This is a genomic window from Marinobacter sp. UBA5687 (genome assembly GCF_002420325.1).
Taxonomy (GTDB): Bacteria; Pseudomonadota; Gammaproteobacteria; order Pseudomonadales; family Oleiphilaceae; genus Marinobacter; species Marinobacter nauticus.
In genome coordinates this window covers 1-11,447 of record NZ_DIHV01000138.1, presented here as the reverse complement: position 1 = coordinate 11,447, position 11,447 = coordinate 1, and the positions used below count along the sequence as shown (strand labels likewise).

The following is an 11,447-nucleotide window of genomic DNA, read 5'->3' as shown; positions in this document are numbered from 1 at the left end:
AGCGGGTTTGTGCTAGATTGACGGGCCTGACAATGAGGAAGCTATGAAACCGCTGAATGACACCACCAAAGGCGTGGTCTACGGGTTAGGCGCCTACACCCTGTGGGGAAGCTTTCCCCTGTATTTTGCCCTGTTCAAGGGGATCCCTTCCTGGGAGGTGCTGATCCATCGGGTGATCTGGTCCTGCCTGTTTCTGGCCGTGGTCATCTCGATACTCAAGCGCTGGCCGCCGGTGGTGGCGGCACTGCGAAAGCCGCGCCGGCTGGGGTATGTGCTGGGTTGTGCCGTGTTTATTGCCCTGAACTGGGGTATCTATATTTATGCCGTGGAAACCCGCCATGTGTTGCAGGCCAGTCTGGGCTATTTCCTGACGCCGTTGGTAAATGTGGCCATGGGGCTGCTGATCCTGGGTGAGCGTATTTCCCGGCTGCAGGCCGCGGCGGTGGGTCTGGCGGCGGTTGCGATTCTCTATCAGCTGTTTCTGCTGGGCGAGCTGCCGTGGATTACGCTGGTACTGGCGTTCAGCTTCGGCACCTATGGCCTGATGCGCAAGAAAGTCGAACTTGATGGCCTTTCCGGTCTGTTTGTTGAAACGCTGTTATTGCTGCCGTTGGGCTTGCTGACCCTGGCCTGGCTGTCATCGCAGGGGCTGTCGCACTTTTCGGACAGCACCTACAGCGCATTGTTACTGGCCTCCAGTGGCGCGGTGACCGCCATCCCGCTGCTGGCTTTTGCCGGGGCTGCGCGCCGTTTGAAGCTGTCTACCGTGGGCTTTCTTATGTACATCAACCCCACGATCCAGTTTCTGATCGCGCTTTATATCTTCCATGAGCCGCTTAGCACCGCCAAACTGGTGAGCTTTGTGATGATCTGGGGGGCGTTGGCAATATACTCGTGGTCGGCCTGGGTGGGCCGATCGAACAGAGAGGTTTCGGCATGAAACAACCCATCAGCGGCTATCACAAAGACGGGGAAAACCACTGGGTAGCGCAGCTGGCGTGTGGCCATAACCAGCACGTGCGACATGATTCGCCCTGGGTAAACCGGCCCTGGGTTGTCACGGTGGAAGGTCGGCAATCCATGTTGGGGGTTAAGCTGGATTGCCGGAAATGTGATGACGATGCGCCTGCGGATGTCCGTCCGGAGAGTCCGGAAGGACCTCAGTCTCCCGATTAGGCCAGGGTTTCCAGATAGGCTTCCAGTTCGTTGGCGAGCCAGCCCACCACGGCGCCCCCTTGCGCCTGCTCCGACTCCAGCGCACTGAACACTTTCCACCAGCGGGCGCTGCGGTGGTGGATGGTTTTCAGCTGTTCCTTGCGCAATGCCTCAGCAATCAGGGGTAAGGGTAAATCCGCCCAGCCGGCGCCATCAATCACCGCATCACGCATCAGTTCGTATTGGGTAAAGGCGAGGTAGTTGGCGGTTTCCGGGGATTCGGCCACCAGTTGGGCATCGAGCATGTAGGCCAGGGTGATTTCCGTGTGGCTGACCAGGTCGTCCTGAGTGACCCGTTTCAGTTGGCTCAGGGGGTGGTCCGGAGCTGCCACGGTGAGCATGCGCACATCAGCCAGTTCCCGAAACCATTGATAACCTTCGTTCAGCAATTCCGGCATCAGGCCATAGGCCACATCCACGGACTGGCTGCGAACCAGCGGCGCCAGTTCCCGAGGCGAGGCAAGGTAAACCGACAGGCTGGTCTGGGGGAAGCGTTGTTTCAGCCGGCGCAGAATGTCGCGCCAGATATCTTCCGGAATGGCATCGTCCCGGGCAATGCGCAGGACCGATTCGGCACCACTCCGGTGGTGCTGGCAGCGAGCCCTGATCTGGCTGGCAACCTGGTCGAATCGCCGGCAGTCGGTCAGGATGGACTGGCCGATGGCCGTCAGGTGCAGTTGATTGCCGCTGCGTTCAAACAGCTCCACCCCCAGTTCATCCTCCAGGGACGCCAGCACGGTACTGACGGTGGTGCGGCTGCGGTTCAGCTCCCGGGCTGCCGCGGCCACGCTGCCATTGCGGACAACCGAGAGGAAGGTCTTGATCTGTGACGTTTTCATGGTTTGCTCTTTGCGACGGATTTTCCGTCGCTCAGCGACTCACACCTGTTGAATGATGCCGCTAATATGGCAGCAATTCTCAGGAGGTCAAAATGTTTACTTCTCTGGCGCGGGAAAACCTGGCGCTGACATTATCAGCAGTGGGCGCGGGCCTGTTTGCGCTCGCCGGTATTACCTGGGGTCTTTGGGTCGATTCCCTGGTTATTCTCTTCGATGGTGCCTATTCCCTGATCAGCCTCGGGTTGTCGCTCCTGTCACTCTATGCCGCCCGTCTGGTGCGCAGGCCGGCCAATGACGATTACCCATTCGGGATGGGGGCCGTGGAGCCTTTGGTGATCGCCGTGAAAGGTCTGGTGATTGCGGTGGTGTGTATCTTGTCGCTGGTATCGGCGGTGGTGTCGCTGCTTCAGGGTGGTCGTGCCGTGGCGGCGGACATGGCAATGATCTTTGGTGCGGTGAACGTGGTGGGGTGCCTGGCGGTCTGGGCGTATCTACGGTGGTCAACTCTGCGCAATGGTTCGGGGCTGGTGCAGGCGGAACAGCGCCAGTGGCTGATGGACAGTGCCCTAAGCGCTGCCGTAATGATTGGTTTTGGCGCGGCCTGGCTGCTGGAACGCAGTCATTGGGCGGAGCTGGCCGTGTATGCCGACCCGGTAATGATGCTGGTGATTTCGGTCTACTTCATGACGGTGCCTGTGAAGATGGTTCTGGAATCAGTTCGGGAGCTGCTGCTGGCGGCACCGAAAGACGATGCGCTGGACGACATCCATGAAACCCTGGAAGACCTGGGCCTGAATCCGGAACAGGTCCGGGTGGCCAAGCTCGGCCCGAACCTCCTTCTCGAGGCCCGCATGATCCGGATCTGAACCGGTCTCAGACGTTCAGTCCACCCATGGCCAGTATCTGCCGGCGGGTATCGGCTTTCTCCCGCTCAAGTTTGCCAAGCAGTAACACCCCGTCGCACTCCGGGTGGTCGGCGAGGAATCGCCGGGTCAGCTCGATCTGGACATGCAGATCCTGGAAACGGCCATACAGATCCTGTCGCTGGCGCAGTTCTTTCAGTGTTGGCTTGCCGTGCCGGGCATCCCGCTCCAGAAGATATCGGATACGCTTTAGGGCCTTGCGCAGCTGGTGCAGGGCTTCATCCGGGGCGGTATGAAGCAGTTCTGCGGTTTTCCGGTTGAACTGTTTCAGGCGCCGGTTTGCGGCGACCTGGATGTCTTTTTTTCGCAGCTCTCCAGCCAGCTTATGAAAAGCTTTGGATTCAATATAGCCGTGCCAGCGCTCTAGACTTTGACGATAGCGTTTCTGGCCAAGGCGTTTGGCCAGTTTGCGCTGTGCTTTAGATGCCCTGAGCCGCGCCCAGTCGGTCAGCGTGGTGCAGAGTTCCGGGTTGTCGTGGCACAGCTCGGGGATATCCTGAAGAAATACGTGCAGATCCCGCAGGGCGCTGGTGGCCCGGGCATGTCGCTTCAGTTCGCGAATATGCTCCTGTAGTTGGCGATCGCCGGTAATCTCGGCCAGGGGTTCGGCAATGGCCCGGCTGCGGCGAAGGGCAATGCGGTACTGGTGCAGAAATTCGTCATCCAGCCCCAGAATGACCCCCGGGGTCAGCAGTTCCAACTGATTGTTCAGCTGCTGCAAAACCTCCGGGAGTGTGTTCTGGTCCAGTTCAGTGGCGCCGGGACTGGCTTTTCGGTTCTTGCGCCGGAATTCGTTGTAACTGAAATCACGAGGCGTCAGGAAGGTTTTCAGTGCACCCTTGTTTTTGTCCACTTTCTTCCAGTGCCTTACCGGCAGCCGGATCTCCAGGATACTGGCGGTTGGCAATTCGAACGGAGCCTGGGGTACCAGAAAGGCGGCCAGTTCGAGTAATGCCGGGTTGTGGCCGATGAGGGTGATGCGGTTCTGAGCGTTATCCAGATTCTGCAGCCAGCGTAATAGACGCCGGAAGTCGAAGGTGTAAAGCTCATCTTCGGTGCGGACATGGGCCGGCTGGTCGTTGACGCTGAGTGCACCTGCCAGCGTTTGCTGGGCTCGCACAGCGGGGCTTGCATAAATGGCACCGGACAGCGCGCCCAGGCATTTCATTGCCCGCGCGAGCGGCGCAAGCTGGCTTTGGCCTCTGTTATTCAGCGGGCGTTCCTGGTCGCAGAGGCTGTCGTCGTTCCAGCTCGATTTGGCGTGGCGGATAAGAAAAAGCCGTTTCATGCATGCTTGCTCATGAGCTGAATGTTCAGACCTTAGTCTGACACAGCCTCAAGTCGTTTACATGACGGCCGATACGTATTTAGACGTATGACTCTGATATGACGGGCTTGTTTACACAAAAACCTGTTCCTGACCTGCGTTTGGTATACAGCTTTTAACAAACTGCAACGGAGTGCGGACTGCGTTTGTGCATAATCAAAGGATTACAAGAAATGACCCCGGAGCGAAGACCATGACCTTCATGAGCAACCTGACCATCAGAACACGGCTTCTGATTGGTGTATTGGTGCCTGTACTGATTACGGCTGGAACAATTGCATGGATTACGGCGAACCAGATCCGGGCCAATGGAGAGGCAGAGTTGCAACGCCTCGAGCAGGAACTGTTGGAAGCGCGCAAGGAAGGTTTGAAAAATCTGGTTGAAACCGCGAAATCCGTGGTGCTTGAGGCCAAGTCCACTCCCGGTTTTTCGGAGCAGGAGGCGCAGGAAGAGGCGCGAGAGCGGTTGCGGTCAATCAAGTTCGGTCAGAACAACTATGTCTTCGCCTATGATCGCAGCCTGTTCAATCTCGCCTATGCACCGGACCCCTCCAAAGAAGGGCCGACCACCAATCCGAACACGCAGAAGTTGGTGCGAGGCTTATTTGACGCTGCAGGTGACGATGGTTTCATGCCTTATGAGTGGCCCAACCCTGCTACCGGCCAGGTGGAACCGAAAGTCTCCTATTCCACCATTATTCCGGGCTGGGACTGGATGATAGGGTCCGGCGTGTATGTAACCGATGTTCAGAGAGCGGTGGCCGCTGCCCGGGAAGAAATTGATGCAACCATGACATCTGCTATGGGCTTCATTTTACTGCTGACCATTGTGGTGGTGGTGATTTCACTGGTAATCGGGTTGGTCATTGGCCGCACCGTGACTGCGCCGCTTAACAAGGTCAGCGACATGATGCGGGAGATTGCCGACGGAGAGGGCGACCTGCGCCAGCGCCTGCCGGAAGATGGTAAAGATGAGCTGGCCGTTCTGGGTCGCCGCTTCAACCATTTTGTCATCAAGATTCAGGACACCATCCGTGAGGTCGGCTCAACCACCGACCAGGTGGCGTCGGCAGCTGAAGAACTCAGCAGGGTGGCGAATGAAACCCGTCAATCGGTTCAGGAACAGGGTTCAGAAACCGACCAGATTGCTTCGGCCATCAACGAAATGGCGGCAACGATTCAGCAGATTTCCGGCAACGCCAATGAGGTGGAAGGCGCAGCTTCCGATGCGGACCGCATGGCCAAAGAGGGTGGCGAGACCATCAACAGTGCCCAGGGCGCGGTCAATCAGCTGTCCCAGGAAATGGAAGATACCGCCCGCAGCATCAATGCCCTGGCCGAGAAGTCGAACGATATTCAGCAGGTGCTGGATGTGATTCACGCGGTTACCGAGCAGACCAACCTGCTGGCCCTGAACGCTGCCATTGAGGCAGCCCGGGCCGGCGAGCACGGTCGCGGCTTCTCGGTGGTTGCCGACGAAGTGCGCCAGCTGGCCAAGCGGTCAGCGGAATCGGCTGATCAGATCCGGGAAATGATTGATGGCTTTGTGGCGGAGTCCAAAGCTTCGGTGGAGCGCATGAACAACTCCCGCAAGAGTTCAGAAGCGACCGTTGAGCGCATCAATCACGCCACCAGTGCACTGAACACCATCGTGACGTCAGTGACCCAGATCCACGATCAGGTGACTCAGATTGCGACGGCCGCTGAACAGCAGAGCCAGGTGGCAGAAGAGATCAATCAGAACGTGGTGCGGATTGTCGACGCGGCCCAGCGCAGTGACACCGGCGTGACCCAGACCAATGAGGCCAGCCACGAACTGGCCCGGCTGGGGGAGAATCTGCGCGAGCTGGTTGGCCAGTTCAAGGTCTGATTACCCTCATAAGAAAGCCGGCCCGCCACATTGGCGCGGTCGGCTTTCGTCGTTATGATGGTTCATTCCGGCATGTTTGAATCAAAAATCGATAACAATGGAAGCCAACACTATGTCCCTGCGTAAAACCCTGCTGGCGGCGGTCAGCACTCTTGGCCTGCTGGCCAGTCCTTTCGCGGTCTCTGAAGAAACCTATACCCTGCGTCTCGCGGAAACCTGGGGTCCCAATTCTGGCCTGCTGGGGGATGCGCCCCGCAACATGGCGGCCATGGCCGAGGAAATGTCGGGCGGCCGCCTGAAGATCCGGATTGATTCCTCCAACAAGCACAAGGCCCCTTTCGGTATTTTCGATCTGGTCCGTAACGGCCAGTACGACATGGGCCACACCGCCTCTTATTACTACAAGGGCACCATTCCCAACGCCATGTACTTCACCACCATACCCTTCGGCATGATTGCACCGGAGATGTATGCCTGGTTCTACCACGACGACGGCATGGAGTTGATGCAGAAGGTATATGAACCCTTCGGGCTGCTGTCCTTCCCGGGTGGCAACACGGCCAATCAGATGGGTGGCTGGTTCCGGAAAGAGATCAAGTCTCTGGAGGACCTGAAAGGCCTGAAAATGCGCACCCCCGGCTTTGCCGGCGAGGTTATGTCGGAAGTGGGCGTGGCGGTCACCAACCTGCCGCCGGGCGAGCTGTATACCGCGCTTGAGCGCAACACCATCGATGCCGTTGAATGGGTTGGCCCGGCGCTGGATCTGCAGATGGGCTTTCATCAGATTGCCAAGTATTACTACTCCGGCTGGCAGGAGCCCAATGCCGAAGTGCAGTTCCTGATCAACAAGAAAACCTGGGACAAGCTGCCGGCTGATCTGCAGGCCATCCTGCGGGTCTCCATGCGTACCGCAGCGTATGACATGTATATCCAGAGCACCCACGAAAGCGGTGTGGCGTGGGAGAAGATGAAGCAGGAATACCCGGATGTGACCCACAAGGTGTTTCCACCGGAAGTTATTACTGCCCTGCGAGAAACCACCAATCGCCTGTTGGATGAATTTGCCGAGAAAGACGAACTGGCGAACGAAATCATCACCTCACAGCGTGAATACCTTAAGCAGGTGCGCCCCTGGACCAATATTTCGGACAAGGCGTATCTGAACAGTGTCGCGGAGCAGTAAAAACGCTGCGTGACAATCGGGCCTGATAAGGCTGGAAAACAGGAGGGGCGTGGTCAGGGAATATCCCGACGCCCCTTTTTGTTTGCGTCTGTTTCTGGAAAAATACGCCGCTCAAACTTTGGGCAGGGCCGATGAAACAGACACTGCTATCTCTGAGCAATCTCACCAAACAGTTCGACGGCAAAAAAGTGCTGGATTCACTGAATCTGGACATTTTTGACGGCGAGTTCATTACCCTCCTGGGACCTTCCGGTTGCGGCAAGACCACCTTGTTGCGGATGATGGCGGGTTTCGAGCATCCGGATGACGGCACCATCGCGCTGGGCGATCAGGACTTGACTCACACCCCGCCGGAACACCGGCCGCTGAACACGGTCTTCCAGAACTACGCGCTGTTTCCTCACATGTCGGTCTTCGACAACGTGGCCTATGGCCTGAAAATGGAGAAACGGCCAAAGCAGGAAATCCGGGATCGGGTCGAGGATGCCCTGGCCATGGTCCAGCTTGAGGACTTCGCCCGGCGCAAGCCGCATCAGTTGTCCGGTGGCCAGCAACAGCGGGTGGCCATTGCCCGTGCGGTGGTCAAGCGCCCGAAGGTACTGCTGCTGGATGAGCCGTTGTCGGCGCTGGACTACAAATTGCGCCGCACCATGCAGGTGGAGCTCAAACGCCTGCAGCGGGAGCTGGGCATCACCTTTGTGTTTGTCACCCACGATCAGGAAGAAGCCCTGTCCATGTCTGACCGGGTGGTGGTGCTGAAAGATGGCCTGATCCAGCAACTGGGGACGCCGCGGGAAGTCTACGAGCGACCGGCTAACCTGTTTACCGCCCGCTTTGTCGGTGAAACCAACTTCTTCCCGGGCCGGGTGGACAAAGCCAACGGCGACGACACGATCACCGTGGATGTGTTCGGCCTGAAACGTACCTTCCGCAAGCCGGATTTCCCGGTCTCCGGTGGCCAGTCTCTGCATGTGCTGTTGCGCCCCGAGGATATCCGGGTACTGGCGCCGGACGATGAGGATGGTGTGGCTGGCAAGATTGTAGAGCGTAACTACAAGGGCAGTACCCTGGATTCGGTGATTCATCTTGAGGATGGCACCGAGGTGCTGGCGTCGGAATTCTTCGACGAAGACGACCCTACCTTCGACTATCGCCTTGGCGAGCCGGTCAAAGTGAGCTGGGTTGATGGCTGGGAATGGCTGTTACCCACAGAGCCGGAAGCTCTGCCAGAGGAAGAAGGCACCGATGCGTAGCCTGACACAGCAGCCGTTCCGTACGGCGGTGCTGGTGCTGGTTTGGGGCTGGTTGCTGTTTCTGGTGCTGACCCCCAACCTGCTGGTGGTCGGTGCCAGTGTAATGACCCGGGACCCGGGCTCCTTCATTTCGCTGCCGCTGACCCTGGATGCCTACCGGCAACTGCTCAATCCGCTGTACCTGGAAGTGTTCCTGCACTCCCTGTATATGGCGGCCATGACGACGCTGGTGTGTCTGCTGATCGGCTACCCGTTTGCGTGGGCGTTGTCCAAGGTCGGCAAACGCAATCAGGTGCTGCTGATCTTCCTGCTTATCGTGCCGTTCTGGACCAATTCCCTGGTGCGAACCTACGCCCTGAAGTTGATCCTGGCCACCAATGGCCTGCTCAACAACGCGCTGATGTCGCTCGGGGTGATCGAGGAGCCCATGCAGCTGCTGTATACCGAAGGAGCCGTGATTATCGGGCTGGTGTATCTGTTGTTGCCGTTCATGATCCTGCCGCTCTACTCGGTGTTTGAAGACCTGCGGGAGGACTACCTGAGGGCGTCGCACGATCTGGGCGCGGGGCGCCTGTCCACGTTTATCCATGTGATCGTGCCGCTGACCCTGCCGGGGGTGCTGGCGGGCATCATGCTGGTGCTGTTGCCGGCCATGGGGTTGTTCTTTGTGCCTGATATTCTGGGCGGTTCCCGCAACCTGCTGGTGGGTAACGTCATCAAGAACCAGTTTCTGGATGCCCGCAACTGGCCCTTTGGTGCCGCTGCCAGCATCCTGCTGACCCTGGCCATGGCGTTCCTGATGTTCGCCCACCGCCTGAGTAAACGGCGGATCGGGGAGGACGGTGTATGAATCGCTGGCTGCCCCGCACCTACCTGACGCTGGTGTATCTGCTGCTTTACGTGCCTATCGTGGTACTGGTGGTATTCTCCTTCAACGATTCCCGCACCGGTTACGAATGGGGTGGCCTGAGCCTGCGCTGGTACGAAGCCCTGTTGAACAACCGGGCCATGGTGCAGGCCATGTGGAATTCCCTTTGGCTGGCGCTCTCCGCGGCCACTGTGTCGACGTTGATCGGCGCGCTCACCGCACTGGCACTGCACCGATACCGGTTCCGGGGCAAGAAAGTTCTCAATGGCATGCTGTTTGTAGTGATGATGTCGCCGGAAATTGTCCTGGCGATTTCGCTGCTGGCGCTGTTTCTGCTGGTGGGGCTGCAGCTGGGGTATGTATCCCTGTTGCTGGCTCACGTTACCTTCTGCCTGCCGTTTGTGGTCATCACCGTGATGGCTCGGCTCAGCGGGTTTGACGAACGCCTGCCGGAGGCGGCCCGGGATCTGGGCGCCAACGATTTCACCATGACCCGCACGGTCCTGATTCCGGTGATCATGCCGGCCCTGCTGGCGGGCTGGCTGCTGGGGTTTACACTGTCACTGGACGACGTGGTGGTCAGTACGTTTGTCAGTGGCCCGAGTTATGAAATTCTGCCGTTGCGCATCTATTCCATGGTGCGGGTGGGCCTGAAGCCCGAAGTGAATGCCCTTGGCACCCTGCTACTGGTATTCTCACTGGTCATGTTGATCTTGTCTCAATGGATACTGTTAAGGAGCAAACGATGAAGAAACTGGCACTGGCCGGCCTGCTGGCGGTGGGCCTGACTGGCTGCAGTGGTTCTGAGGAGCCCAAGGTTCTGAACCTGTACAACTGGTCTGAGTACATGCCCCAGGAAGTTCTGGATCGCTTTACTGAGGAAACTGGTATCCAGGTGGTCTACACCACCTACGACAGCAACGAAGCCATGTATGCCCGGCTGAAACTGCTGGATGAGAGCGCCGCCTACGACCTGGCCGTGCCCTCCACCTACTACGTGAGCAAGATGCGGCAGGAAGACCTGCTGATGCCCATCGATCGCAGCAAGATCGAAGGCTTTGACCAGCTGGACCCGGAACTGGTGAACCTGGATATCGACCCGGACAACCAGTACAGCGTGCCATACCTGTGGGGTACTACCGGCATTGCCGTGGACACCGCCGATGTGGAAGGCGAAGTGACAGCCTGGGCGGACCTGTGGGATGAGCGCTTTGAAGGCCGGGTCATGCTGACCAACGACATGCGTGAAGTGTTCCACGTTGGCCTGCGGGTGCTGGGTTACTCCGGTAACAGCACTGACCCGAAGGAAATCGAGGAAGCCTACGAGAAGCTGACCGAGCTGATGCCCTCTGTGCGCACCTTCAATTCGGATGCCCCCCGCATGCCGTACCTGGAAGGTGAAACCGACGTGGGCATGATCTGGAACGGCGAAGCCGTCATGGGCCGCGATACTCTGGATTCCCTGGAATACGTGTATCCGGAAGAAGGCATCATCGCCTGGCTGGACAGCTTCGTGATTCCCAAGAACGCCAAGAACCCGGAAGCCGCTCACCAGTTCATCAGCTTTGTGCTGCAGCCGGAAATCTCGGCCCTGATCAGCGAAGAGATCGGCTACGCCACACCCAACCTGGCGGCCCGGGATCTGCTGGATGACGCCGTTGCGAACGACCGGGCCAGCTACCCCAACGCCACCGACATGATCAATGCCGAGTTCCAGACCGACATTGGCGACGAGGCGCTGCAGGTGTATGCCAAATACTGGGAAATGTTGAAGTCCGGTCAGTAACCGGAAGAGCATCATGAACCTGGAAAACGGAGGCTTCGGCCTCCGTTTTTTATTGTCCAGGTTTCACTAAACTGAAATACATGGTCTATAACACTGAAGCATTTAATGGTCGTGCGCAGCATGGCCTTTAAATGTGGGTTGGACTAAGCCGCTGCCACTAATGCCAGCACACAATGTATAAGG

11 protein-coding genes are annotated in these 11,447 nt (G+C 58.2%); 9 read left to right on the top strand and 2 right to left on the bottom strand.

The features are described 5' to 3' along the window. The first annotated feature begins 43 nt into the window (after positions 1-43). Together rarD and B3Y70_RS15255 are read left to right on the top strand one after the other, a co-directional pair. Entirely contained in the window at positions 44-940 is an 897-nt protein-coding gene (rarD, locus tag B3Y70_RS15260) for an EamA family transporter RarD (protein ID WP_022993356.1), read from the top strand. Further along, on the top strand, positions 937-1,176 hold the full coding sequence (locus B3Y70_RS15255) for a DUF3565 domain-containing protein (RefSeq protein ID WP_022993355.1): 240 nt from the start codon (positions 937-939) through the stop codon (positions 1,174-1,176). The genes rarD and B3Y70_RS15255 overlap by 4 nt, the downstream gene beginning before the upstream one ends. Here the strand turns inward: B3Y70_RS15255 and B3Y70_RS15250 are convergent. Further along, a complete protein-coding gene (locus B3Y70_RS15250; RefSeq protein WP_113879544.1) occupies positions 1,173-2,054 on the bottom strand; it encodes a LysR family transcriptional regulator in 882 nt (293 codons plus the stop codon). The genes B3Y70_RS15255 and B3Y70_RS15250 overlap by 4 nt on opposite strands. Before the next feature lie 92 nt (positions 2,055-2,146). Between B3Y70_RS15250 and B3Y70_RS15245 the strand changes: the two genes are divergently transcribed. After that, positions 2,147-2,920 carry a cation diffusion facilitator family transporter gene (locus B3Y70_RS15245; protein ID WP_153739826.1) on the top strand — a complete coding sequence of 258 codons (774 nt, stop codon included), beginning with the start codon at positions 2,147-2,149 and terminating at the stop codon, positions 2,918-2,920. Between the two features lie 7 nt (positions 2,921-2,927). On the opposite strand, the gene B3Y70_RS15240 is transcribed toward B3Y70_RS15245, so the two are convergent. Continuing rightward, positions 2,928-4,265 carry a CHAD domain-containing protein gene (locus B3Y70_RS15240; protein ID WP_288590043.1) on the bottom strand — a complete coding sequence of 446 codons (1,338 nt, stop codon included), beginning with the start codon at positions 4,263-4,265 and terminating at the stop codon, positions 2,928-2,930. A 232-nt stretch (positions 4,266-4,497) separates the two neighbouring features. Here B3Y70_RS15240 and B3Y70_RS15235 point away from each other — a divergent pair, with 232 nt between their 5' ends. The 6 genes from B3Y70_RS15235 to B3Y70_RS15210 all read left to right on the top strand — a co-directional run bounded on the left by B3Y70_RS15235 (position 4,498) and on the right by B3Y70_RS15210 (position 11,264). Next, entirely contained in the window at positions 4,498-6,174 is a 1,677-nt protein-coding gene (locus B3Y70_RS15235; RefSeq protein ID WP_286714116.1) for a methyl-accepting chemotaxis protein, read from the top strand. Between the two features lie 112 nt (positions 6,175-6,286). Further along, entirely contained in the window at positions 6,287-7,357 is a 1,071-nt protein-coding gene (locus tag B3Y70_RS15230) for a TRAP transporter substrate-binding protein (RefSeq protein ID WP_197535988.1), read from the top strand. 131 nt (positions 7,358-7,488) lie between these two features. Next, entirely contained in the window at positions 7,489-8,610 is a 1,122-nt protein-coding gene (potA, locus tag B3Y70_RS15225; RefSeq protein WP_153739829.1) for a spermidine/putrescine ABC transporter ATP-binding protein PotA, read from the top strand. Then, positions 8,603-9,460, top strand: coding sequence for a spermidine/putrescine ABC transporter permease PotB (gene potB, locus B3Y70_RS15220; protein ID WP_113879541.1), 858 nt, complete (start codon positions 8,603-8,605; stop codon positions 9,458-9,460). Before potA ends, potB begins: the two co-directional genes overlap by 8 nt. Continuing rightward, positions 9,457-10,227 carry a spermidine/putrescine ABC transporter permease PotC gene (gene potC / locus B3Y70_RS15215; protein WP_011783896.1) on the top strand — a complete coding sequence of 257 codons (771 nt, stop codon included), beginning with the start codon at positions 9,457-9,459 and terminating at the stop codon, positions 10,225-10,227. The genes potB and potC overlap by 4 nt, the downstream gene beginning before the upstream one ends. Beyond that, entirely contained in the window at positions 10,224-11,264 is a 1,041-nt protein-coding gene (locus B3Y70_RS15210) for an extracellular solute-binding protein (RefSeq protein WP_153739830.1), read from the top strand. The genes potC and B3Y70_RS15210 overlap by 4 nt, the downstream gene beginning before the upstream one ends. Positions 11,265-11,447 lie beyond the last annotated feature (183 nt).